We start from the raw sequence: 24381 nt of genomic DNA, 5'->3' as shown, positions 1-24381 counted from the left end.
CGTACACCTGCCCAACAGACGTACAAGACAAGGAATTTCATGGCTACGACCACACCAGCCGGTGTGCGGGGCGGCCACGCCAAGCACGGAGGGCACGCGTCCTCCGGTGACGGCGCGCCGATGTCTCACCGGCAGATCATGGAGGCGTTGTCCGGGCTGCTGCTCGGCATGTTCGTCGCCATCCTGTCCTCGACGATCGTCTCCAACGCCCTGCCGCACATCATCAGCGACCTGGGCGGCGGCCAGTCCGCGTACACCTGGGTCGTGACGGCCTCGCTGCTCGCGATGACCGCGACCACCCCGCTGTGGGGCAAGCTCTCGGACCTCTTCAGCAAGAAGCTCCTGGTCCAGATAGCCCTGGTCATCTACGTCTCCGGCTCGATCGTGGCCGGCCTCTCGCAGAGCTCGGGCATGCTCATCGCCTGCCGCGTGGTCCAGGGCATCGGCGTCGGCGGTCTCTCCGCGCTCGCCCAGATCATCATGGCCGCCATGATCTCGCCGCGCGAGCGCGGTCGTTACAGCGGCTACCTCGGTGCCACGTTCGCGGTCGCGACGGTCGGCGGACCGCTGCTCGGCGGCCTGATCACCGACACCGACTGGCTCGGCTGGCGCTGGTGCTTCTACGTCGGCGTGCCGTTCGCGGTCATCGCCCTGATCGTCCTGCAGAAGACCCTGAAGCTCCCCGTGGTGAAGCGGGACGTCAAGGTCGACTGGACCGGCGCCTTCCTGATCAGCGCCGCGGTCTCGCTGCTCCTGGTCTGGGTGACCTTCGCGGGCGACAAGTACGACTGGATCTCGTGGCAGACGTACGCCATGGTCGGCGGCTCGATCGTGCTCGGCGCGCTGTTCGTGTTCGCCGAGTCGAGGGCCAGCGAGCCGATCATCCCGCTGCGCCTCTTCCGCAACCGCACCATCACCCTGGCCTCGCTCGCCTCGCTCTTCGTGGGCGTCGCGATGTTCGCGGGCACGGTCTTCTTCTCCCAGTACTTCCAGCTGGCGCGCGGCAAGACGCCGACCATGTCCGGCGTCATGACGATCCCGATGATCGGCGGACTGTTCATCGCGTCCACCGTCTCCGGACAGGTCATCACCAAGACCGGCAAGTGGAAGGCGTGGCTGGTCAGCGGCGGTGTGCTGGTGACGGCGGGCCTCGGTCTGCTCGGCACCATGCGCTACGACACCCCGTACTGGCACCTCGCGATCTACATGGCGCTGATGGGCCTCGGCATCGGCATGATGATGCAGAACCTGGTCCTGTGCACCCAGAACCAGGTCTCCCCGGCCGACCTCGGCTCCGCCTCCTCCGTCGTCGTCTTCTTCCGCTCCCTCGGTGGTGCGGTCGGCGTATCGGCGCTCGGCGCGGTCATGGCCAACCGGGTCACCCACTACGTCACCGACGGCCTCACCGCGCTCGGCCCGCAGGGCGCCGCGGCGGCCCGGAACAGCAGCGGCTCCGGCACCATCCCGGACCTGGCCACGCTGCCCGGGCCGATCCGTACCGTCATCGAGAGCGCGTACGGCCACGGGGTCGGCGACGTGTTCCTGTACGCGGCGCCGTGCGCGCTGCTCGCCTTCCTGATCACGCTGTTCATCAAGGAGATCCCGCTGCGGACCCGTGCGGTGGGCGCGGCCGAGTCCGACGAGGCCCCCGCGGCTCCGGCTCCCGCACCGGTCTCCGCCCCGGCGGCGGAGGTCGCGGCCCCGGTGGCCGCCGAGGCGCCGGTCCTCGACGGCATCCCGGTACGCGGCACGGTGCGCGCGGCCGAAGGGGCGCCCGTCGCCTCCGCGGCCGTCACCCTCATCTCGCTCGGCGGCAGCCAGCTCGGCCGCGCGGTGGCGGGGCCCGACGGCGGGTACCTGCTCGCGGCGCCGGGCGCCGGTTCGTACGTCCTGATCGCGGCCGCCGACGGCTTCCAGCCGCAGGCCTCGACCGTGGTCGTGGGCGGTGAGGCGCTCGCGTACGACATCCTCCTGTCCGGCACCAGCGGTCTGACGGGCGCGGTGAAGGCGGCCGAGACCGGGGCGCCCGTCGAGGGCGCGATGGTGATCGTGACCGATGTGCGCGGTGACCTGCTGGCCACCGGGAAGTCGGGCGCGGCGGGCGAGTTCACCTTCGGTGAGCTGGTCCCGGGCCAGGTCACGGTGGCGGTCAACGCGGACGGCTTCCGCCCGCTGGCGCTGCCGGTGGAGATCGCGGGCTACGGCGTGACCCGCGTCGAGGCCGCGCTCCAGGCCGGCGCGCTGGTCCAGGGCACGATCCGGGGCGGCGCCGACCGCCGCCCGCTGGCCGACGCGCGGGTCACGCTGCTCGACGCGGCGGGCAACGTGGTCGCGGGCGCGACGACGGGCGACGACGGCGCGTACGCCTTCGCCGACCTGAACGCCGGCGAGTACACGCTGATCGCGACCGGCTACCCGCCGGTGGCCGGTTCGCTGACCGTGACCGGCCGCGGCGTCGACGGCCACGACATCGAACTCGCCCACCCCGGCGAGTAGATGGGGGGCACCCGACCGGGTGCCCCCGCAGACCCCCGGGTGCGGCCCGCTTCGAGCGGAGGCGGTCGCGTCCGGCGTGGAAATGGGCCCCGGGGATGGGGCGGCGGGCAGGGGACGGCCGGCCGTCCCGCCCCCGGGGCCCGGCCTTTGCACTTGGCCTTTTGCACTTGAGGAGAGAAAACGGGATGGGACTGCGGGCACAGGTACGGACGCGCGACGGCTGGGCGGTCTCGCACGCCGTGGTGACGATGACCGACATGACCGGCACGCAGGTGCTGCGCGCCTCGGCGGCCGAGGACGGCTCGGTGTCGGCGGACGCGGCGCTCCCGCCGGGCCCGTACACGGTGATCGTGACGGCCGTCGGGTACGCCCCCGTCGCCTCCACCGCGCTGGTGACGGCGAGCGGCCGGGCCGAGGTCGGCACGGTGGTGTTGGCCAGGCAGGGCGGCGTCGAGCTTCCGCCGCCGGGGCCCTGGGTGATCGACCCGGCGCACTCGTCGGTCGGCGCGGTCGCCCAGCACCTGGGCATCTCCAGCGTGCACGGCCGGTTCGGGGAGTTCGGCGGGCGCATCGAGATCGCCGAGGACCTGGAGAAGTCGCGGGTGGAGGCGGTCATCGGCGCGGCCTCCATCGACACGGGCAACGCGATGCGCGACGGGCATCTCAAGTCCGCCGACTTCCTGGACGTCGAGCGCTTCCCGGAGATCACCTACCGCAGCACGGACCTGGTCCCGGCCGGGCAGGACCGCTGGACGGTACGGGGTGGGCTGTCGCTGCACGGCGTCCTGCGCGAGGTCGACCTCGACCTCACCTACCTGGGTACGGGGCCGGATCCGTGGGGCGGGGTGCGGGCGGCGTACCGGGCGACGGCGGAGCTTCGGCGGGAGGACTTCGCGATGAATTACAACCAGGTTCTGCGGGCGGGGGTTTCTGCGATCGGCACGACGTTGCGGGTCGAGCTGGACATCCAAACCGTCCAGGGCGACGCCCTCCCCACCCTCTGACCCGGCGTTCCTCCGGCCCCCTCAAACCCCCTTCGACCTGCGGACCGTGCCCACTTGCTCGCGCAGTTCCCCGCGCCCCTGTAGGGCGCCCAGCGTTGGCATCTTCAGCCCGTCATGGGGGTCCCCCCTGGCCCTTGAGGCCTTGGGGGAGTTTGAGGACGAGCGCCCTCAAGGCGCGAACCGGGGTCTGGGGCGGAGCCCCAGGGGCGCCTGCGGACCGTGCGTGGTTGCTCGCGCAGTTCCCCGCGCCCCTGGCAGGGGCGGTGTCGGACCGCATGGGCAACGCGATCCTGGCAGGGGCGGTGCCGGCCTGCATGGGCGGCCTGCCGGGGTCTGGGGTGCTTACCCGGGGTTTTGGGTGCTCAGGGCTTCGATGCCGGCCACAAGGAGCGACAGCGCGAAGTCGAAGTCCCGCTGCCGCATGTCCTGCACCGTGTCCCCGCCCCGCGCGGCCATCAGCTCGGCCGCGTCCTCGAACTGCACCCGGTACGCCGGGCGTTCGTTCAGCGCGCCCATCGCCTGGGCGAAGTACTCGTCCTGGGTGAGCCCCGCGTCCGCGCAACGCCGTACGAACGTGCCCTCGATCGTGCCGAACCCGTACACGAACTGGAAGACCGCGGCCATCCCGCCCATCTGCCCGTGCGGGGGCAGCCCGGTGCGGGCCAGGAGCCGCTGGGCCGCGCTCGCGAAGGCCATCGCGTGCGGCCCGATGTTGAGGTAGCGGCCGATCAGCGCGGAGGCCCAGGCGTGGCGGACGAACACCGCCCGGTAGCCGCGGGCGATGTCGCGCAGCTGATCGCGCCAGTCGGCGCTCTCGTCCGCCATGTCGGGCAGCTCGATCTCGGCGAACACCGAGTCGAGGGCGAGTTCGAGGAGGTCGTCCTTGGTGTCGACGTACCAGTACAGGGACATCGCGGTGACACCGAGCTCCGCCGCGAGCCGCCGCATGGAGAACTTGGCCGATCCCTCGGCGTCGAGGAGCCGGACGGCCTCGGCGGTGATCCGGTCCCGGTCGAGCACCGGGCCGCCCTCGGGCGCCTCCGAGCGGCGCACCCGGTTCTGCGCCTTGCTCCCGAGCCACACGCTGGTACGCGCCGCATCCTTCGCACGGTCCGCCGCCGCCATCGCCGCCCTCCTCGGTCTGTTGGTCCTGCCACCCCGTCAGGGCCCTGTGCACCGGGTCCCATCAGGGGCATGTCCGGAATTCGGGGACGCATCCCCCGACGATGCTATGCGGCGGGGGCCGCGTCGGCGGGAGCGGCCGCGCTGCGCTCCGCCCGGTGCAGCAGGACCGCGGCGAGCAGTCCGCCGGCGAGCACCGCGACCGCGCCGACCAGCTGGCTGGTCTCCAGGCCGGAGGCGAAGGCGTCGGCGATCCGGCCGCGTTCGGCGTCGCTGCGGGCGGCGGCGAGCGCGGCGGGCAGCGAGGCCGCGGCCACCGGCACGAGCGCCGCGAACCGCGAGTTGAGTACCGCCCCGAGCACCGCCACGCCGAGCCCGTTGCCGAACTCGCCCAGGGTGCCGTTCACCCCCGCGCCCACGCCCGCCTTCTCCGGCGGGATCGCGCTCATGATGGCGTTGGCCATGGCCGGCATGGAGAACGCGATGCCCGCGCCCATCACGACCAGGCCGAACAGCGTGCCGCCGTAGCTGTGGCCGCCGAGCAGCGCGATCGAGGCGAGCCCGGCCGCGTTGGCGGTCATGCCGATGGCGATGGCGCGCGGGGTGCCGACCTTCACGACCAGCTTCGCGCCGACGCCCGACATGTTGAGCACGACCACGCTCAGGGCGAGCGGCGCGGTGCGAAGGCCCGCCTCCAACGGGCCGTATCCGAGCACGAACTGGAGGTGCTGGGTGAGCAGGAACAGCGAGCCGCCCATGCCGAAGGCGACCAGGATCGACCCGGCGACCGCGCCGATGAACTTCTGGTTGCGGAAGAAGTGCATGTCCAGCATGGGGTGCTCGATGGACAGCTCCCAGCGCACGAACACGCCGAGGAACACGACGCCGACGGCCGCCGAGGCCAGCACGTGGCCGGAGAGCCAGCCGTGGCCCGGCCCGGAGATGATCGCGTAGACCACTCCGGTCATGCCGACCGTGGAGAGCAGCGCGCCGAGCAGGTCGGGCCGGTCGCCCTGGGGATTCTTCGACTCGGGTACGAGGGCGAGCACGGCGACCAGGCCGAGGACCGCGACGGGGATGTTGACCAGGAAGATCGCGCCCCACCAGAAGTGGTCGAGCATGACGCCGCCGATCAGCGGCCCGGCGGCGAAGCCGAGCGAGTTGACGGTGGCCCAGATGCCGATGGCCTTGACCCGGGCCTCGTCGTCGAAGATCTGGACGACGACGGCGAGCGTGGTGGTCATCAGCAGCGCCCCGCCGACACCCATGCCCGCGCGGGCGGCGATCAGCTGTACGGAATTGTGGGCGAGCCCCGCGGCCAGCGAGCCCAGGCCGAAGAGCGCGAGTCCCGCCGCGAGCATCTTCTTGCGTCCGTAGCGGTCGGACGCGCTGCCCGCGGTGAGCAGCAGTCCGGACTGGACCAGCGAGTACGCGTTGATCATCCACTGGATGTCGGCGGTGGACGCGCCGAGCGAGGTGGTGAGCGAGGGGATGGCGACGTTGAGGACGGTGTTGTCGAGCAGCACCGTGAGCTGGGCGACGCAGATGACGCCGAGGATCAGCCAGCACTGAGGGTGTCCGGTGGGGGTGGCGGGGGTCTCGGCTGTCGTTGCCGTCATGGCGGCTCCCTGGCTCCTTATACGGTGTAAATGAGCGAGCGATGTACACCGTAAGGGAAGTCTTCTACGCCGTAAAGTGATTTACGGCCGCTGGCGCTTCGACGTGAACCTGACCATGCCTTCCTGGTGCCGCGAACGGACGGGCGGACCAGGGCGGCCGGGCGAGGAGACTGCCCCGCCAAGGCCAGCCGAACTAAACCGTCGAATGAGTCAACTGTCGCTGGCAACGGGCTTGTTGACGCTCGCGCTCGCGGCTCCGGCGCATGCGACCCCGGGCGCCGGGGCCGCGGATGCCGCCGCGCGGGGCGACGTACCGTCCCATACGGTGGTGGTCCGAGACGCTCGCCTCGGACCACCACCTCGTCGTCGTCGGACCTGCTGATCCGCCGCCGGGAGCCCCCCGTACCGCTACTTCACCGGCGAGGTCAGGTCGTAGAAGGTGGCGGTGCCGACCGTCACCTTCTTGAAGGAGGATTCCACCCAGGCGCTGAGGGAGCTGCCGCCCGACCGGCCGCCGCCGCCCGGCATCCCGCCGCCACCGGCGATGAAGTAATGGATCTTCCCGTCGGACACGTACCGCTTGAACTGGGCGAGCGTCGGCGACGGGTCGCTTCCGTTGAAGCCGCCGACCGCCATCACCGGCTTCCGCGTGGCGAGTTGGTAGCTCGCGGCGTTCTGGGAGCCGATGGCGGCCGCGACCCAGGTGTACCGGTCCGCGTTCTTCTTCAGGAGCGCCTCGGCCCCGGCGCTCACCTTGGCGCCGTCGAGCAGCCCGCCCATGCCGCCCCCCATGCGTCCGCGCTCGCCGCCCCAGCGGCCCTGCGCCCCGCCGTTCTGCCCGGGCGCCTGTCCCGGGCCGCCCCCGGGCATGCCCTGGCCCTGGCCGAAACCGCCGGGACCGCCACCCGGCAGCCCCGGGAACTCCCGGCCCGCCGCGCCCGCGAACCGCGTCCGGCCGCCGCCCCTGCCCGCCCCGGCGGGCCCCGCCGTCACGATCGAGCCGGTGTGCGCGGTGGCGAGCGTGCTCGCCGAGTACGCGGCGGGCCCGGCGAGCGAGACCACGAGCCCGGCCCCGGCCACCCCGAGCGCCAGCGTGCGGTTCAACCGGCCCGCGAGCGCGAGACCGGCCGCCGCCGCGAGCCCGCAGCCGAGCACCGCCCAGCGCAGCCACGGCAGGTAATCCGGGGTGCGCCCGAGCAGCACGTACGACCAGACGGCGGTGGTCGCCACCGTCACGCCGAGCGCGAGCGCCGCGCCAAGGCGCGAGCGCTCCTCCCACAGCACCGTGACGCCCATGCCGACGAGCGCCGCGATGGAGGGGGCCAGGGCCACCGTGTAGTACTGGTGGAAGATCCCGGCCATGAAGCTGAAGATCACGGCGGTCATCAGGAGCGCCCCGCCCCAGGCGAGGAACGCGGCCCGCGCGGTGTCCGTGCGCTTCGCCCTCCAGGTGACGACGAGGCCCGCCAGCAGGAGGATCAGGGCCGCGGGGAGCAGCCAGGAGATCTGGCCGCCGACCTCGGAGTCGAACATGCGGCCGATGCCGGTCGCGCCCCAGCCACCGCCGCCCCCGCCCTGCCGCGGGCCCGCGGGGAGTTCCAGGCCCGCGGGCCGGGCCCCGCCGCCGACGCTGCCCGTCTCGTCGCCGCTGATCCGGCCGAGCCCGTTGTAGCCGAAGGTGAGCTCCAGGAAGGAGTTGTGCTGCGAGCCGCCCACGTACGGCCGTGACGACGTGGGCCACAGCTCCACGGCGGCCACCCACCAGCCGCCGGAGACGATCAACACGGCAGTGCACAGGGCGAGTTGGCCGAGCCTGCGGCGCAGCGAGGTCGGCGCGCACACCGCGTACAGGACCGCGAGCGGCGGCAGGATCAGGAAGGCCTGGAGGGTCTTCGTCAGGAACGCGAAGCCGATCGCCACCCCGGCCCACACCAGCCACTTCGTGCGGGCGCCCTCCAGGGCGCGCAGCACGCAGTACACGGTGACCGTCATCAGGAGCGCGAGCAGCGCGTCCGGGTTGTTGAAGCGGAACATCAGCGCGGCGACCGGCGTCAGCGCGAGCACCGCGCCCGCGATGAGTCCCGCGGCCGGACTGAACCGGCGCCGCACCGCCGCGTACAGGACGGCGACCGTGCCCACGCCCATCAGCGCCTCGGGCAGCAGGATCTGCCAGGAGCCGAGGCCGAAGAGGCGCACGGACAGGGCCATCGGCCACAGCGCGGCCGGGGGCTTGTCGACGGTGATCGCGTTGGCGGCGTCGAGGGAGCCGAAGAAGAAGGCCTTCCAGCTCTGGCTGCCCGCCTGGACGGCCGCCGAGTAGAAGGAGTTCGCGTACCCGGAGGCGCCGAGGTTCCAGAGGTAGGCGGCGAAGGTGACGGCGAGCACCGCGAGGAAGGCGGGCCGCACCCAGGCCGGGTCGCCGGGCCGGCCGCGCCACAGCCGTCCTCGGGCGGCCCGCCGCATCGCCGCGCCCCCCTCGCGCGTGTCGGCCGGACGGGAGGTCGTGGTCATCGTGCGTCGTCCTTCGGGTCGGGGTCGTGCGGGGCCCTCTCGGGGGCGGGGGCCGCCCGGTCGGGGAAGACCCAGGCGCGGAAGAGCAGGAAGCGCAGGAGTGTCGCCGCGAGGTTCGCCGCCACCAGGACGGCCACCTCGGTGGAGTGCGCGGCACCGGCGTGGGCGGCGTCGAGGGCCGCCAGCGAACCGCTGGTCAGCGCGAGCCCGATGGCGAAGACCGCGAGGCCCTGCGCCTGGTGGCGCACCGCCCGGTCCCGGCCGCGCACCCCGAAGGTGAGCCGCCGGTTGGCCGCCGTGTTGGCCACCGCCGACACCAACAGGGCCGCCGCGTTGGCGAGTTGGGGGCCCGTCGCGGTGCGGGCCAGCGAATAGAGGAGCAGGTAGAAGAGAGTGGAGAGCGCGCCGACCGCGCAGAACCCGACGAGCTGGCGGGCCAGCCCCCCGGGCACCCCGCTCAGCCGCCGGTCCCGGGGGTCGTCGCCGAACGGCCGCGCGAGCCGGTCCAGGGGCAGCGCCCCGACCGCGAGCGCCCGCCCGACCCGCCACACCCCCTTGAGGTCGTCCATCGCGGTGCTGACGAGGTGCACGGTGCTGGTGGGGTCGTCGACCCAGTCCACCGGCACCTCGTGGATCCGCAGCCCGGCCCGCTCGGCGAGCACCAGCAGCTCCGTGTCGAAGAACCACCCGGTGTCCTCGACCATCGGCAGCAGCCGCCGCGCGACATCGCGCCGGATCGCCTTGAACCCGCACTGGGCGTCCGAGAACCGCGCCGCCAGCGAACCGCGCAGGATCAGGTTGTACGTACGCGAGATGAACTCCCGCTTGGCGCCGCGCACCACCCGCGAGGAGCGGGCCAGCCGCGAGCCGATGGCGAGGTCCGAATGCCCGGAGATGAGCGGCGCGACCAGCGGGAGCAGGGCATTGAGATCGGTGGACAGGTCCACGTCCATGTACGCGAGCACGGGCGCGTCGGAGGCCGACCACACGGTGCGCAGCGCCCGCCCCCGCCCCTTCTCCTCCAGCCGGAAGGCCCGCACCTCGGGGATCTCGCGCTCAAGGCGCCTGGATATGGCGGGAGTCGCGTCGGTGCTGGCGTTGTCGGCGACCGTGATCCGGAAGCCGTACGGGAAGGTCCGCGCGAGGTGTTCGTGCAGCCGCCGCACGCACCGCTCCAGGTCCCGCTCCTCGTTGTAGACCGGCACCGTCACATCCAGGACGGGGTCCCCGGAGGTCTGCACGGGCAGGTGCTGCCGGGCCGGGAGCGCCGCCGGACGCGGCGGACGCGGCGGGTCCGCCGCATGCGGGGCGCCCGCGTCCCGCGCGGGCCGCGTATCGCGCATGTCCCGCACAGCTCTCGTGTTTCTTGTGTCCCGCGTGTCCCTCGTGGCAGAAGGTTCGGTTCGCATACGGCGACCCTCGCGGGGGCCGCTGTCACACCTGTGTGGTCGGCCTGTGCCCGGCCTGTGAGAAGCGGGCCGGGGCGAGGGGCGGGCTCGGAGCGGGCAGGTCCGGCGGGGGCGGGTCCGGGGTGGTGTGGTCGTCGGGGAGCAGCACCGGCAGGTGGACCCCGAACACCGTCCGGCCGGGTCCGCTCCGCAGGCTCACCCGGCCGCCGTGCGCGGTGACGACGGCCTGCACGATGGCGAGGCCGAGCCCGGTGGACCCGGCGTGGCGGGAGCGGGAGGCGTCGCCGCGGGCGAACCGCTCGAAGACGTGCGGAAGCAGCTCGGGCGGGATGCCGGGCCCGGTGTCCTCGATCTCGACGACGGCCTCCGGCCCGCGCACCTCGACCCGCGCGGTGACGGCCGTCCCCGGCGGGGTGTGCGTACGGGCGTTGGCGAGCAGATTGACCAGGACCTGCTGGAGCCGCTCGCGGTCCCCGCGCACGGCGACCGGCTCCCCGGGCAGTTCGAGCAGCCAGGTGTGGTCCTGCCCGGCGGCGTGCGCGTCGCCGACCACGTCCACGACGAGCGAGGAGAGATCGGTGCTCTGGTACGAGAGCGGGCGTCCCGCGTCCAGCCGCGCGAGCAGCAGCAGGTCCTCGACCAGGCCGGTCATGCGGGCCGCCTCCGATTCGATGCGGCCGAGCGAATGCCGGGTGTCGGGTCCGATGTCCTCGCGGCCGCGCCGGGTCAGTTCGGCGTAGCCGCGGATGGAGGCGAGCGGCGTCCTCAGCTCGTGACTGGCGTCGGCGACGAACTGCCGCACCCGCGTCTCGCTCTCCTGCCGCGCGCTGAGCGCCCCGTGCACATGGTCCAGCATCCGGTTGAGCGCGGCGCCCACCTGGCCCACCTCGGTGCGGGCGTCCGCCTCGGCCGCCGGCACCCGCTCGTGCAGCGCCACCTCACCGCTGTGCAGGCGCAGTTCGGCGACCCGGGTGGCGGTCGCCGCGACCCGCCGCAGCGGCCGCAGCGCCACCCCGACGATGGCCGCGCCCGCGATCGCGGCGGCGACCAGGCCCGCGGCGGTCACGCAAATGACCACGAGGACCAGGGTGTCGACGGTGGAGTCGAGCCGGTCGGTGGGGAAGCCGAGGACGAACGCGCGGTCCGCGTCCCACACGGCCCGGTAGTCGCCGAGGCCGGGGATCGTGACGGAGTGCACCGTGCCGTCCCGCGGGACGGCGGCCAGCGCCCGGGCCTGCTCGTCGGGCAGCGGCTGGGTGCGGCTCTCGCCCTCCTGCTCCGGCTGGGTGCTCCGCAGCCCCGTGAGCGCCCCGCCGGGCAGCACCGCGGCGCCGACCGTGTGCAGGGGCTGCCCCGGCCTGGAGACGATGAAGTCGAGCCTGCTCCCGACGGACGGCCCCTGCCCCGGGCCGGCGTGCCCGGGCCCGCGCATCGGCAGGCCCGCGCGCAGCTGGTCGTCCAGCTGGCGCTGGAGGTTGGCGCCCATCGCGAGGACGGTCACCGTGCCGATGACGGAGCCCACCACGGCGAGCAGCGCGACCGCCGACACCACGAGGCGGGTGCGCAGCGACCAGGGCCGCCGGAGCCTGCCCACGTGACTCCTACTCCCCGGGCTTGATCAGATACCCCGCGCCGCGCCGGGTGTGGATCATCGGGGAGCGCCCGGCGTCGATCTTGCGCCGCAGGTAGGAGATGTACAGCTCGACGACGTTGGCCTGTCCGCCGAAGTCGTACGACCAGACCCGGTCGAGGATCTGCGCCTTGCTGAGCACCCGGCGCGGGTTGCGCATGAGGAAGCGCAGCAGCTCGAACTCGGTCGCGGTGAGGTGGATGTTGACCCCGCCCCGGGTCACGTCGTGGCTGTCCTCGTCGAGCGTGAGGTCGCCGACGGTCAGCACGGACTCGGCGCGCAGGGCGGCCGTGCCCGAGCGGCGGATCAGCCCGCGCAGCCGGGCCACGACCTCCTCCAGGCTGAACGGCTTGGTGACGTAGTCGTCGCCGCCCGCCGTGAGCCCGGCGATCCGGTCCTCCACGGAGTCCTTGGCCGTGAGGAAGAGCACCGGCACGTCCGGGAGTTCGCGGCGCAGCCGCCCGAGGACGGCGAGCCCGTCCATGTCGGGCAGCATGATGTCGAGGACCACGGCGTCGGGCCGGAAGTCCCGGGCGTCGCGCACCGCCCCGGCCCCGTCGCCCGCGCTGCGCACGTTCCAGCCTTCGTAGCGCAGCGCCATGGAGAGGAGCTCGCTGAGCGGCGCCTCGTCGTCCACCACGAGCACTCGGACGGGACTCCCGTCCGGCCTGAGCATTTCGGTCCGCCCCTGGGGCGAGGAGGTAACGGTCATGGCCCCACCCTGTGAGCGGGCCCTGAAAACATCCTTGCCCGATCCTGTGATTTCCCTGAGAAAATCCCCGGGCCGCCGCCGTACGGGGTCTCAGCCGGGCACCCCGAAGAGCCGGGCGCCGTTGCCGTGGCAGACCGCCCGGAGCCAGTCGTCCCCCAGGCCGAGCCGCTCCAGGGCCTCCAGCTGGTGGAGGTAGGGGTAGGGAATGTTCGGGAAGTCCGTGCCGAGCAGGATGCGCTCCCCCAGGTCGAGCAGGCGCCCCCGCTCCCGCGCGGGGAAGGGCGCGCCGCGCTCGCTGAAGTCGGTGAAGGCCATGGTGGTGTCGAGCATGACCGAGCCGTACGCCTCGGCGAGGTCGAGGAAGTCGGCGTACTCGGGCATCCCCATGTGCGCGACGATCAGCCGGAGGCGGGGGTGGCGGGCGAGCACCCGCCCGACCGGCCCCGGCCCCGTGTGCTTGCCGGGTGCGGGCCCGGACCCGCAGTGGACGACGACCGGCGTCCCGGCCTCGGCGAGCAGCCCCCAGACGGGATCGAGCAGGGGGTCGCCGGGGTCGTAACCGCCCACCTGCACATGGGACTTGAAGACCCGGGCCCCGGCATCCAGCGCCGCCCGCACATACCCTTCGGCACCGGGCTCGGGGAAGAAGGTGGCGGTGTGCAGACAGCCCGGGGTCCGGGCCGCGAACCCGGCGCCCCACTCGTTGAGCCACTCGGCCATGCGGGCCTTGTGCGGGTAGAGCATCGAGGTGAACGCCAGCACCCCGAACTCCTCCCGCAGCAGCCGCACCCGCTCCGCCTCCGCCTCCCGGTAGGTGATGGGCCACTCGACCCCGCCCACGAGCTCCCCGGCGGAGTCGAAGTACTCCCACACCTTCCTCAGCACCCGCTCGGGCATGAAGTGGGTGTGCACGTCGACGAGTCCGGGCAGCCCGAGCCGCCCCCAGAACGCCCGGACGCCCCTGCCCTCGTCCCCGGCGGCGCCGGGGAGCCCGGCGCTCTCCCCGGCCCCCCTCTCAGCCGCGCTCAAAGCCGTAGCTCCGCTCGACCCTGGCCACGTGGAGGCTGTAACTCTCGTACCAGTGGTCCCGCCCGTGCTTCTGCGCCCGCTGGTGTTCGAGGCGGCCGCGCCAGGCGGCGATGGCCTCCTCGTCCCGGAAGTACCCGACGGTGATCCCGAGCCCGCCCGGGTTCCGCGCGCTCTCGTAGCCGAGGAACCCCGGTATCTCCGCCACCAGCTTCTGCATCTCCGCGGCGGTCTCGCCGTATCCGCGGTCGCCCTCGGTCCGCACGGAGGTGAACACCACGGCGTAGTAGGGCGGTTCGATTCCCGAGACCGGCCTCGGCACCTGCACTTGATCGCTCATGCGCCCACCTTCGGCGGCCCTCGCGGGCCCTGTCCAGATTCCTTGCCGGAAGGGATCCAAAGGGGATCCAAGTCTTGACCCGCCCCGCTGCCCCCGGGCCCGCGCCCCTTCGCGGTCCTCAGAACAGCAGGTCCTGCACCCCGCCCTCCTTGGGCAGCGCGCGGACGGGCACGCTGACGCCCTCCTCCGCCCCGGCAGGGACGGCGGCGAGATCCCACCCGCTCATGAGCCGCGTGTCGAGCACCAGGGCGCCCGCGTCGCCCGCGTCCAGGTGGAGGTCGGGCCCGGCGGCCGCGAGGAGCCTGCCGCCCAGCACCCCGCCGTCCACCAGCTCCATGACCACGCCGGCCGCCGGAACGAGCCCGGAAAGCCCGAACGCCGCACCGTGGTCGACGACTTCACAGCCGATCCGCTCCAGCGACTCGGGCCAGCCGGACAGGGCGACGGCCCGAGCGTGCAGCGAGGCGACCTCCGCCGCGCGCTCGGCCACCCCGGGCAGCCGGGCCCGCACCGCCCGCTTCTCGGCGTACGGAATCCGGTCCGGCACCCCGAGCGCCGCCCTGAGCAGCTCCTCGCAGCGCCGGGCGGCCATCAACGGGCCCCGCCCGAGCCAGCCGAAGGCCACCGCCCCCTGTTCGAGCAGCCGGGCCGGACCCCGCTCCTCGGCGGTGATGCCGACCTTGACCAGCCCGCTGCCGAACCAGGCGAGGTAGACGCGATAGGTCCGCGGATCATCGGCATAGGTGTCGGCCGCGACGGAATGCGCCCGGTCGAGCCGCGCACACTCCGGGCACCGCGCCTGTGTCCCGCGCGCCGGCACCGGCGCCGCCACCGGACAGGGATTCCCCCGGGCCCCCACACAGCGCCGGACCCCCACGACCCGGAACGCCACCGCCCGCCCGAACGAGAGCGGGCTCTCCCGCCCCTCCTCCCACACCAGCCGGGGCCCGCCGACCCCCCACCGAACCCCGGAACACCGCCACAACCCAGCCACACCCCGAAGCTACCCGCCCCCACTGACAACGCCGGAGGCCCGGGAACACGAGAAGGCCCCCGGATCTCTCCGGGGGCCTTCTTCGCTGTGCACTCGGCAGGATTCGAACCTGCAACCTTCTGATCCGTAGTCAGATGCTCTATCCGTTAAGCTACGAGTGCTTGTGCTTCCGGGGTTTTTTCTGCCCCGTCGGCGTTGCGAGAACAACATTACATGACCTGCGCCGTGACGCGAAATCCATTGCCCCCACAGGCTCTGACCTGCGGAAATGCCCCTGCGTGAGCAAACCGGGGGGCGCGGGGCCCGGGCGGGGAGAGCGTGGGACGGGGCCGAAGCCGGGCCGGGGCGCGCGGTGCGAGCGGTCAATGGCGGGTGCGGGCGGTCACCGGCGCGAAGGAGCGCGAGGGAGACGGACCGCGGGCGCGGTCGACGGCGCCGCGAGCGAGTGACCGCGGGCGCGCCGGGTCAACGGCGGGTCGGGGCTGGCCCGGGAACGGGCGAAGCCCCGGCCGTGGGGCCGGGGCTTCGGGTGTTGCTGGCGGAGGCGGAGGGATTTGAACCCTCGATGGGCTTTAAGACCCAAACCGCATTAGCAGTGCGGCGCCATAGACCGGACTAGGCGACGCCTCCAGCACACCGTCGCGTGTGCGAGTGGTGCGTGCAGATGATGACACAGCCTTGCGGGCCGTCACCAATCGCACCCCACGGTACTAGGCGGACCGGCACCAGAGCAAAGGCGTTCGTGTGGCGCAACGCCGGGCGTTGACGCGCGTTAGACCTCCGGAGACCCCGGGAGACCCCGGGCGACCGAGAGTCCGCCGAAAGTCCGTCCACCCGCCTGGAGATACGAGACTCATGCTGCGCCGCCTCGCCGTCACCGCCGCCGCCTCCCTCACCGCGCTCGCCGCCGCCCCCGCCGCCTCCGCGGGCCCTCTGCCCGTGCCGCTGCCGCTGCTCGGCGACGGGCACACCGAGGACCGGCTCACCATCACGGTCGACCACAACCCGGGGGTCGAGGGCACGTACACGCTCGAGTGCCACCCGGCGGGCGGCGACCACCCCCGCCGTCAGCAGGCCTGCGACAAACTCGACTCCGTGACGACCTGGGGCAAAGACCCCTTCGCGCCCGTGCCGAAGGACGCGGCCTGCACGATGATCTACGGCGGCGCGGCCACCGCGCACATCACCGGCAGCTGGGCCGGGCGGCCCGTGGACGCGACGTACAGCCGGGCCAACGGATGCGAGATCTCGCGCTGGGACAACATGCTGCCGGTGCTGCCAAGCGCCAGGTAGGGCGCCCCGTACGCGCTCCCCGCGTACCCCTTGGTCACACAACCTTGGTGAGAGCTCCCCCTCATCCGCCGTCGCTCGCACACCGCCAGCCTTTAGACTCCCTCCCAGTGACAGGCCGCAAGGTGCAGTGGTTCAGGGAGGAAGCGTCGTCGTGAGCAGCAGGCCATCCCGAGGCGCTGCTCGCCTCGCAGCCATACTTGACGCCCTTCCGGACGGGCTCCTGCTCGTCAACTGCAACGGCACGGTCGTGAACGCCAACACCGTCGCCCTGGAGATGCTGGAGGCGCCGGGTACCGGGCTGGTGGGGCGGGGAGTTCTCGATCTGCTGCCCTCCTTCGACTCCAAGCTCATCCCCGGCTCCATGCGCCGGCCCGAGAGCGAGGACGAGCAGGGCCGCACCAAGCCGACCCGGATGATCGCGCGCCGCACCGACGGCACCGAGTTCCCGGTCGAGGTGACCAGCGCCAACCTGGAGGACGGGCGCGACGCCTACGCCTCCTACGGCAGCGGCGGCGGCCCCGGCTCATATTCGGGCGACGAACTCCTCATGCTGGTCGTACGGGACCTTTCGGGCACCGTCGACACCGAGGCGGAGCTCGCCCGTTCGCAGCGGCAGACCGAGATGATCCTGCGCGCGGCGGCCGAGGGCGTGGTCGGCACCGACACCGACGGGCGCGTCGTGCTGGTCAACCCGGCGGCCGCGCAGATCCTCGGCTACCGCGCCAGCGACCTCGGCGGGCAGGAGCTGCACCCCCTGGTGCTGCACTCGCGCGAGGACGGCGAGCCGTTCCCGTACGAGGGCAGCCCGCTGGCCGACACCCTCAAGTCCGGGCGCAAGCACCGGGTGCGCGGGCAGGTCATCTGGACGAAGAGCGGCACCCAGGTCCCGGTCGACCTGACGACCGCTCCGGTGCGCGACGGCGACCTGCTCGTCGGGGCCGTCATGACCTTCACCGACCGGCGCCCGTACGAGGAGCAGGCCGCCAAGCACGCCGAGGTCCTGGAGCGGGAGACCAAGCGCTACGACGCGCTCGCCGCCCGGCACCAGCAGCTGCTCTCGGTGCTGGCCGGTTCGCTGCGCGGGCCGCTCGACGAACTGCGGGGCGAACTCGCCGCGCTCGCCGCCGACGACGCGGGCCAGCTGTGGCCCGAGGCCAACCAGGTGCTGCACCACCTCGCCGCCGGGTACTCGCGCATCACCACGCTCGTCGACAACGTCCTCGGCTACCAGCGGCTCGACGCGGGCAGCGAGGAGCTCAAGAAGACCAAGGTGCTGGTCGGTTCGGTGGTCGGCGCGGGCGTCGACGGCGCCGTCGAGCTGATCGGGCCGGGGCGGGCGCAGTTCGCCGTGCACACCCCGCCCATCGAGGCCGAGGTCGACGGGCCCCGCCTGTCGACGGCGCTCGCCCACCTGATCGCGGACGTGGCCGGGGTCGACGCGACGGGCAAGGCCCCGGTCGCCGCCGGCGGCTACATGGACTCCACCGTCGTCGTCGCGGCCGCGGTGCGCGGCGAGGTCGTACGCCTTGAGGTGCGCGGCCCCTACCCCGGCGGCGACCCGGTCCACGGACCCATCGTGCGCGGCATCGTGCGGGCCCACGGCGGCGTCCTGCAGACCGTGGACGTGCCGGGCATGAGCGGTTCGGCGTACGTGCTCGAAGTGCCGCTCGGCGCGGGCGCCGGAACGGTCGAGGCGCCGGTGACCCCCCAGCCCGACGAGGCGCTGCTTCCCGCGCAGCAGGACGGCGGCGGGCGCAGGCGGGCCCGGCGGGCGTCCACGGACGCGTTCCTGGAGAGCCCGGTCACCGAGGACGCGTCCCCGACGGGCCGGCGCCGGGCGCGGTCCGAGTCCGGTTCGGGCTCCGGCGGCGGGGACGGCGACGGCGGCCCGGACGGTGACCGAGCCCGGATTCCGGCCCAGCAGAACGCCGTGAGCGGCGAAAGCGCGGGCAGCGGTCCCGCGGGGAGTGCCGGGGCTCTTGGCGGCGGGGCCGCGTCCGGGTCCGGCCGACGGCGCGGACGGCCCAGCCCCGCCGAGCAGTCCGTGGCCCGGCCTTCCGGCCAGGCCGTGCAGCAGGGCACCCCGCAGGCTTCGGCGCAGGTCTCGGCGCAGGCCGCCGAGGGGTCCGTCGTCACCGGCGCGGAGAGCGCCCGCGAGTCGTCCGGCATGGGCCGGGCCGCGCTGGGCGAGACCGTGCCGCCGCAGGGCGTGCCCACCGAGGCCACCGGGCGCCGCGCCCGCCGCGCGCTGCCCGCCCCCGACGCCCCGGCCGCCCCCACGGACACCCCCGCCGAGCCGACCGGCCGCCGGGCCCGCCGAGCCCTGGGCGCCGCGCCCAACGGAGCGGGCCGGGTCGCGGGTGGCGCGGCAGGCAGTGCCGCCGCCGGTGGTGCTGGTGGTGCAAACGGTTCTGCTGGTGGCGCGGGTGGGCCTGTGGCCGGAGCGACAGGTGGCTCCGCGAGCGGCCCTGCGACCGGCTCTGCGAGCGGGCAGGAAGCGGCAGTTCGGACGGCCTTCGCGCTGCCGCCCGCCGACGCCGACCGCGCACCGCATCCCGCTCCCGTGTCCCCGAGTCCGCTTCCGGCCCCGGGCGCGGTCCCGGCGCCTGGAACGACCCCGGCCCCGACCCCGGGAGCGGCTGACGTCTCCGCCCCCGGAACGGGGCGCCATGGCTCCGCCCGTTCTGCGGGCCCCGGGCAGGTGGGTGCTGGCGGTGTGGGTGCTGGGCATGTGGGTGCCGGGCACACGGGCGCTGGGCATGCGGACGCCGGGCACGTAGGTGCTGGGTCTACGGGTGCCGGTGCCATGGGTGTTGAGTCCACGGGGGCTCGGCCCATGGGGCCCGGACACACAGGCGCGGGCGCTATGGGTGCCGGTCCCATGGGCGCTGAACCCACAGGTGCTCGGCCCATGAGCCCCGACCCCATGAGCGCCGGACACACAGGCGCTGGCCCCATGGGCGTCGGGACCACGGGCGCTGGCCCCATGGCCGCCGCCCCCACAGGCGCCGCCCCCACGACGACCCCCGCGCCCGCGGGACCCCCCGCCCCCGGCGAGGCCACCCCCGCGGCTCCCCGGCCCGGTACCGCCGCCCCCGGCGACCCCGTGGCCGAGCACACCCCGCCGCAGCCGCACCCCGCCGAGCAGCCCGAGTGGGCCGCGCGGGCGGTTTCGGCGCCGGGTGCGCCCGGGCCCGTACCGCCGCAGGGCCAGAACCCGGTTCAGGGCAACCAGCCCGCGCCCGCCCAGCCCGCTCGGCAGCCGCTTCCCGCCGAGACTCCGCCGGGCGGCATCCCGATGGTGGGCGGTGACACCCAGGGCCGGGCGTTCAGCGTGCGGGCGCTCGGGCAGGGTGCGCCGTTCGTCCAGACGCCGGCCCAGCCGAACCAGACCTCCGGCGGCTCCCTCGGCTCCGGGCGGCGACGCAAGCTCGGCACGCCTCCGGAGGGCGTCGAGCGGCCCGTCGAACCGGTCGCAGCCCGGCCGCACCCCGTACTGCCCTCGCCCTCGTCGGAGGGCCGGGGCCGTGCGTACGCCATCGGGGCGCCCGACGAGGGTGCCGAGGGCCCCGAGCCGCTGGACGGGCCCGGCGGCGCCGTCGAGGTGGCCAACCGGCCGCAGCCGCAGCCCATTGACGACGAGCTGCCCCCGGAGCCGCTGGACAACCCGCGCCGGCTGCTGGTGTGGCCCGCGCCCGACGTCTCGACGCAGCAGGCGCTGAGCGAGCGCGGCTACCGGCCCGTGGTCGTGCACTCCCGCGAGGAGGTCGACGCGCAGATCGCGGCGTTCCCGGCCGCGCTGTTCGTCGACCCGCTGACCGGTCCGATCACCCGTACCGCGCTCCAGTCGCTGCGTCAGGCGGCGGTCGCGGCCGAGGTTCCGGTGCTGGTCACGGCCGGTCTCGGGCAGGCGACGCGGGAGGCGGCGTACGGCGCCGATCCGGCCGTCCTGCTCAAGGCGCTCGCGCCCCGCGACAGCGAGCAGCACCCGCCCCGGGTCCTGCTGATCGAGGAGCACGAGGAGATCGCGCTCGCGCTCACCGCGACGCTTGAGCGGCGCGGCATGCAGGTCGCGCGGGCCGCCACCGACTCCGAGGCGGTCACCCTGGCCGCTCAGATGCGGCCGAACCTGGTGGTGATGGACCTCATGCAGGTACGCCGCCGCCGGGCCGGAATCGTCGACTGGCTGCGCGCCAACGGGCAGTTGAACCACACCCCGCTGGTCGTCTACACCTCGGCCGGCATCAACCAGGCGGAGCTCCCCAAGCTCTCGTCCGGCGAGACGGTCCTGTTCCTGGCGGAACGGTCCACCAGCGGCGAGGTACAGGGCCGCATCGTGGATCTGCTGGCCAAGATCGGCACCAACTAGCCCGGTACTGGGTCGAGTTGGAGACCCCGGGGCCCCGGGCGGGGTCGCGCTGTCGCGTACGTGAGCCGGCGCGGGCGGCGCGGCACCCTCGCGGCCGCGACCCCTGGGGCGCCGCGCCCCGGGGGAGACGCGGACGCCCCGGCTGCGGACCGTGCTCGCTTCCCGCGCCCCTGACGGTGCCGCCCCAGGGCGCGGCTAGCGCAGCTCCGTCACGTCCAGCTCGCCGTCCGCGTACTGCCTGCGGATGACCTTCTTGTCGAACTTGCCGACGCTCGTCTTCGGCACCGACTCGACCAGCGCCCACCGCTCCGGAAGCTGCCACTTGGCGATCTTTCCGGCGAGGAAGGCCTTGAGCGCGGCGTAGTCGGCGGTGGCGCCCGGCTTCAGCACGACGGTGGCGAGCGGGCGTTCGCCCCACTTGTCGTCCGGGACGGCGACCACCGCCGCCTCGGCGACCTCGGGGTGCGCCATCAGCGCGTTCTCCAGCTCCTGGCTGGAGATCCATTCGCCGCCGGACTTGATGACGTCCTTGGCGCGGTCGGTCAGGGTCAGATAGCCGTCCGGGCTGATGACGCCGACGTCCCCGGTGCGCAGCCAGCCGTCCGGGCTGAACTTGTCGGCCGGGCGGAAGTCCTCGCCGCCCACACCGCCGAAGTACGCGCCCGCGATCCAGGGGCCGCGCACCTCCAGCTCGCCCGCCGACTCCCCGTCCCAGGGCAGGAACGCGCCGTCCGGCCCGGCCAGCCGCGCCTCGACACCGGCGGGGAAGCGGCCCTGGGTGATGCGGTACGGCCACTCCTCCTCGGCGCTGAGCCCGGCGGGCGGGTTCGACATGGTGCCGAGCGGCGAGGTCTCCGTCATGCCCCAGGCGTGGCAGAGCCGGACGCCGATCTTGTCGTACGCCTCCATCAGCGAGGGCGGACAGGCCGCGCCGCCGATCGTGACGTTCCGCATCGAGGTGAGGTCGCGGGGGCGGGCGGTGACCTCGGCGAGCAGGCCCTGCCAGATGGTGGGGACGGCGGCCGCGTGCGTGGGCCTCTCACGCTCGATCATGTCGGCGAGCGGCGCGGGCTGCAGGAAACGGTCGGGCATGAGCATGCTCACCCCGGCCATGAAGGTGGCGTGCGGCAGGCCCCAGGCGTTCACATGGAACTGCGGCACCACGACCAGCGTCGTGTCCCGGTCGGTGAGCCCCATCGACTCGGCCATGTTGACCTGCATCGAGTGCAGGTAGATCGAGCGGTGGGAGTAGACGACGCCCTTGGGGTCGCCGGTGGTGCCGGAGGTGTAGCACATGGCGGCGGCGCTGCGCTCGTCCAGCTGCGGCCAGTCGTACGTGGTCGGGCGCCCCGCGAGCAGCTCCTCGTACTCGTGCACCTGCGGGCCCGCGCCGTCGATGTCCTCCAGGAGGGAACGGTCGCCCGGGCCGGTCACGACGACGTGCTCCAGCGTCGGCAGGTGCGGGAGCAGCGGGGCGAGCAGGGGCAGCAGCGAACCGTTGACGATGACCACGCGGTCGGCCGCGTGGTTGACGATCCAGATCAACTGCTCGGCGGGCAGCCGCAGGTTGAGGGTGTGCAGCACGGCGCCCATGGAGGGGATCGCCAGGTACGCCTCGACGTGCTCGGCGTTGTTCCACATCAGCGTGCCGGTCGCCTGGCCGTCCTCGACGCCGAGCTCGCGCAGCGCGTGCGCCAGCTGAGCGGCCCGGGCACCGATCTCGGCGAAGCTGCGGCGGTGCGGCTCGGCCTCGCCGGTCCAGGTCGTGACCTGGGACGTGCCGTGGATCGTCGACCCGTGGGTCAGGATCCGCGAGATCAGCAGCGGTACGTCCTGCATGGTGCTCAGCACGGCGTCCTCCCGGTGAGCGCTACGGCGCGCTCCATGGCGATAGGGGTGTGCCGATTCTGCTCACGTACCGCGCGGTATGTCACTACCCGGGAGTAGTTTCAGCCGTGGTTCCGCGAAGTTACCTGCAGAAACCTCGGATCGCCGCGGCTTCCGTGGCCCGGGCCGTCACCGCGTGTGACCAGGGCCGGTGTCGGGGCGGCTACCGTATGGGTTCGAGCTCCGGGTCCTCGCGGAGCTTTCCCAGCGCCCGCGAGACCGCGCTCTTGACCGTGCCGACCGAGACCCCGAGCACCTCGGCGGTCTGCGCCTCGCTCAGATCCTCGTAGTACCGCAGGACGACCATGGCCCGCTGACGGTCGGGCAGCTTCATGACCGCGCGCCACATCGCGTCGTGCAGCACCTGCTGATCGGCCGGGTCGGGCCCGGGCACGACCTCCGGCTCGGGCATCTCGTCACAGGCGAACTCGTCGACCTTGCGCTTGCGCCACTGCGAGGTGCGGGTGTTGAGGAGCGCGCGACGCACATACCCGTCGAGCGCCCGGTGGTCCTCGATCCGGTCCCAGGCGACGTACGTCTTGGTGAGGGCCGTCTGCAGCAGGTCCTCGGCATCGCTCGGGTTCGCGGTCAGCGAGCGCGCGGTGCGCAGCAGCACGGGGCCCCTGGCGCGGACGTACGACGAGAACGACGCGTACGCGTGGTACGGCGTCGCCGCTCGGGAGGCGCTGGTGCAGACGGGCGTTGTCATGACTCCACGCTATGAGCGCGAAGACCCCGGGGGATCGGCCCCAGGTCCCGAAGCGGTGTCCGCCTCAGGTTGTAGGGGTGGGGGTGGCCACACCTCCTGAAGGTGGAGGACGCATCCCCGGCCCTCAGGGTTCACCGGCCGCTCCGGCGCCGTCCTCGCGGCGCTTCCGAGATCGCGGGCGGCGTACGGGGTCGCGGTGTCCGCTCGCCGACGGCCGGGCCGACGAGCGGACACCGTCGGGTTCAGTCGATGCGGGCCACCGGGGCGTCGACCTGGTTGCGGTCCACGACCAGCCGGTACCCCCCGTGCGACTCGGCGGTGTCCCCGGCGTACTGGTGGATCCGCATGTGCTGCCAGCCGTCCTTGCGCAGCGCCGCCTCCTGGTACAGCGCGGGTCCCGTGTGCCAGCGGGCGAACCAGATCGCCGCCGGCAGGTCCCGCACCCCCGCCAGGCGGGCCTGCTCCATCTGCCGTACGCCGGACCCGGCGCTGCTGTAGAAACCGGGCAGGTAGCCGCGCCCGCGCACCTCCCGGTTCCAGGCCCGCACGAACTCCAGCGTGGTCCGGGCGCACGACGCGTTGCCCACGTTGTACGCCTCCAGGTCGAGGTAGAGCGCGCTGCCGGTCAGGATGCCGAGGGCCCGCGCCGCCTGGACGGCCTGGCCGCCCTCGGACGCGCCCTGCTTCGCGGGCTGGTTGCCGATCCGCACCCCCTTCTTGTTCTCGGCGTAGACGCACGGGGCCTGCGAGCCCACGAAGACGGGCAGCACCTGCCAGCCCATCTCGTGCACCTGGGTCACCCAGCTCCGGTTCAGGTTCCGCTGGACGGCGCAGTGGCGGCCGCGGCCCGCGTAGTAGATGCCGACGGCGCGGTACGGCGAACTCCGCCAGCCCCGCATCGCGGCCAGCGACGGCGTGTTGCAGGTGTCGAAGGCGGCGCCCCTGAAGGGCACGGTGGGCACCGCAGCCGCCTGCTCGTCCTGCTCGTCCTCCCAGGGCGGGGACGCGGCCGCCGAGGGGGCGAGCAGGGTGACGAGGGCGAGCAGGGCAGTGACGGAACAGGCGAGGGTCAGTCTGAGACGGCGCATGGCCCGAGTGAACGGCCGCCCGTCCGAACCGGCCACCGCTCGGCCCGCCCTCTCGCCCGTCCGAGCACAGGATCAGCCGTCCGCCCCAGTCCCGAGCCCGAGAAGGGCCCCCTTCACGGATCCAACCCGCCTTTACGTTGCGCTCTGCTGACACCCGCTCAGCCGTACCCAC

General features: G+C 73.6%; 16 protein-coding genes and 2 tRNA genes. 4 read left to right on the top strand and 14 right to left on the bottom strand.

What is annotated here, in order from left to right:
* The first annotated feature begins 39 nt into the window (after positions 1-39).
* Both DT019_RS22930 and DT019_RS22925 read left to right on the top strand, forming a co-directional pair.
* A complete protein-coding gene (locus DT019_RS22930) occupies positions 40-2496 on the top strand; it encodes an MFS transporter (RefSeq protein WP_189389836.1) in 2457 nt (818 codons plus the stop codon).
* Positions 2497-2681: 185 nt separating this feature from the next.
* Positions 2682-3500 carry a YceI family protein gene (locus DT019_RS22925; protein ID WP_114038756.1) on the top strand — a complete coding sequence of 273 codons (819 nt, stop codon included), beginning with the start codon at positions 2682-2684 and terminating at the stop codon, positions 3498-3500.
* 342 nt (positions 3501-3842) lie between these two features.
* Here the strand turns inward: DT019_RS22925 and DT019_RS22920 are convergent, their stop codons facing one another.
* From DT019_RS22920 to DT019_RS22870, 11 genes are all read right to left on the bottom strand, one after another.
* Complete coding sequence (locus DT019_RS22920) at positions 3843-4625, bottom strand: TetR/AcrR family transcriptional regulator (RefSeq protein WP_114038755.1); 783 nt, start codon at positions 4623-4625, stop codon at positions 3843-3845.
* 104 nt (positions 4626-4729) lie between these two features.
* A complete protein-coding gene (locus DT019_RS22915; protein ID WP_114038754.1) occupies positions 4730-6241 on the bottom strand; it encodes an MFS transporter in 1512 nt (503 codons plus the stop codon).
* Between the two features lie 408 nt (positions 6242-6649).
* Complete coding sequence (locus tag DT019_RS22910) at positions 6650-8752, bottom strand: ArnT family glycosyltransferase (RefSeq protein WP_114038753.1); 2103 nt, start codon at positions 8750-8752, stop codon at positions 6650-6652.
* Positions 8749-10095 (bottom strand): glycosyltransferase, encoded by a 1347-nt coding sequence (locus tag DT019_RS22905; protein WP_114038795.1) that lies wholly within the window; start codon positions 10093-10095, stop codon positions 8749-8751. Before DT019_RS22905 ends, DT019_RS22910 begins: the two co-directional genes overlap by 4 nt.
* 91 nt (positions 10096-10186) lie before the next feature.
* On the bottom strand, positions 10187-11755 hold the full coding sequence (locus DT019_RS22900; RefSeq protein ID WP_189389834.1) for a sensor histidine kinase: 1569 nt from the start codon (positions 11753-11755) through the stop codon (positions 10187-10189).
* Positions 11756-11762: 7 nt separating this feature from the next.
* A complete protein-coding gene (locus DT019_RS22895; RefSeq protein WP_114038752.1) occupies positions 11763-12503 on the bottom strand; it encodes a response regulator transcription factor in 741 nt (246 codons plus the stop codon).
* Between the two features lie 90 nt (positions 12504-12593).
* Positions 12594-13433 (bottom strand): amidohydrolase family protein, encoded by an 840-nt coding sequence (locus DT019_RS22890; RefSeq protein WP_223279721.1) that lies wholly within the window; start codon positions 13431-13433, stop codon positions 12594-12596.
* Between the two features lie 85 nt (positions 13434-13518).
* Positions 13519-13869 carry an antibiotic biosynthesis monooxygenase family protein gene (locus DT019_RS22885; RefSeq protein WP_114038750.1) on the bottom strand — a complete coding sequence of 117 codons (351 nt, stop codon included), beginning with the start codon at positions 13867-13869 and terminating at the stop codon, positions 13519-13521.
* A gap of 118 nt (positions 13870-13987) precedes the next feature.
* Positions 13988-14863, bottom strand: a complete 876-nt coding sequence (locus DT019_RS22880; RefSeq protein ID WP_114038749.1) for a DUF2797 domain-containing protein — start codon at positions 14861-14863, stop codon at positions 13988-13990.
* Between the two features lie 88 nt (positions 14864-14951).
* Positions 14952-15024: transfer RNA gene (locus DT019_RS22875), tRNA-Arg, on the bottom strand.
* A 375-nt stretch (positions 15025-15399) separates the two neighbouring features.
* Positions 15400-15493, bottom strand: a tRNA-Ser gene (locus DT019_RS22870).
* 225 nt (positions 15494-15718) lie between these two features.
* Here DT019_RS22870 and DT019_RS22865 point away from each other — a divergent pair.
* Both DT019_RS22865 and DT019_RS22860 read left to right on the top strand, forming a co-directional pair.
* Positions 15719-16156, top strand: coding sequence for an SSI family serine proteinase inhibitor (locus tag DT019_RS22865; RefSeq protein ID WP_114038748.1), 438 nt, complete (start codon positions 15719-15721; stop codon positions 16154-16156).
* Between the two features lie 151 nt (positions 16157-16307).
* The gene (locus tag DT019_RS22860; RefSeq protein WP_114038747.1) at positions 16308-20525 is read left to right on the top strand and encodes a PAS domain-containing protein; all 4218 of its coding nucleotides are present in this window, start codon (positions 16308-16310) and stop codon (positions 20523-20525) included.
* 195 nt (positions 20526-20720) lie between these two features.
* Here the strand turns inward: DT019_RS22860 and DT019_RS22855 are convergent, their stop codons facing one another.
* The 3 genes from DT019_RS22855 to DT019_RS22845 all read right to left on the bottom strand — a co-directional run bounded on the left by DT019_RS22855 (position 20721) and on the right by DT019_RS22845 (position 24209).
* A complete protein-coding gene (locus DT019_RS22855) occupies positions 20721-22376 on the bottom strand; it encodes a long-chain fatty acid--CoA ligase (protein ID WP_114038746.1) in 1656 nt (551 codons plus the stop codon).
* Positions 22377-22575: 199 nt separating this feature from the next.
* Complete coding sequence (locus DT019_RS22850) at positions 22576-23121, bottom strand: SigE family RNA polymerase sigma factor (protein ID WP_114038745.1); 546 nt, start codon at positions 23119-23121, stop codon at positions 22576-22578.
* Between the two features lie 242 nt (positions 23122-23363).
* Positions 23364-24209, bottom strand: a complete 846-nt coding sequence (locus DT019_RS22845) for a DUF1906 domain-containing protein (protein WP_114038744.1) — start codon at positions 24207-24209, stop codon at positions 23364-23366.
* Positions 24210-24381: the final 172 nt, after the last annotated feature.

The organism is Streptomyces sp. SDr-06 (assembly GCF_003324565.1).
Classification (GTDB): Bacteria; Actinomycetota; Actinomycetes; order Streptomycetales; family Streptomycetaceae; genus Streptomyces.
Note: the sequence above shows the minus strand (reverse complement) of the source record. Positions and strands in the feature narration are given on the sequence as shown.

Excerpts from the sequence above, each read along its gene's own strand:
- DT019_RS22915 (WP_114038754.1), bottom strand. The coding sequence starts at position 6,241 with ATGACGGCAACGACAGCCGAGACCCCCGCCACCCCCACCGGACACCCT.
- DT019_RS22845 (WP_114038744.1), bottom strand. The coding sequence starts at position 24,209 with ATGCGCCGTCTCAGACTGACCCTCGCCTGTTCCGTCACTGCCCTGCTC.
- DT019_RS22865 (WP_114038748.1), top strand. The coding sequence starts at position 15,719 with ATGCTGCGCCGCCTCGCCGTCACCGCCGCCGCCTCCCTCACCGCGCTC.
- DT019_RS22850 (WP_114038745.1), bottom strand. The coding sequence starts at position 23,121 with ATGACAACGCCCGTCTGCACCAGCGCCTCCCGAGCGGCGACGCCGTAC.
- DT019_RS22920 (WP_114038755.1), bottom strand. The coding sequence starts at position 4,625 with ATGGCGGCGGCGGACCGTGCGAAGGATGCGGCGCGTACCAGCGTGTGG.
- DT019_RS22885 (WP_114038750.1), bottom strand. The coding sequence starts at position 13,869 with ATGAGCGATCAAGTGCAGGTGCCGAGGCCGGTCTCGGGAATCGAACCG.
- DT019_RS22905 (WP_114038795.1), bottom strand. The coding sequence starts at position 10,095 with ATGCGCGATACGCGGCCCGCGCGGGACGCGGGCGCCCCGCATGCGGCG.
- DT019_RS22925 (WP_114038756.1), top strand. The coding sequence starts at position 2,682 with ATGGGACTGCGGGCACAGGTACGGACGCGCGACGGCTGGGCGGTCTCG.
- DT019_RS22895 (WP_114038752.1), bottom strand. The coding sequence starts at position 12,503 with ATGACCGTTACCTCCTCGCCCCAGGGGCGGACCGAAATGCTCAGGCCG.
- DT019_RS22930 (WP_189389836.1), top strand. The coding sequence starts at position 40 with ATGGCTACGACCACACCAGCCGGTGTGCGGGGCGGCCACGCCAAGCAC.
- DT019_RS22910 (WP_114038753.1), bottom strand. The coding sequence starts at position 8,752 with ATGACCACGACCTCCCGTCCGGCCGACACGCGCGAGGGGGGCGCGGCG.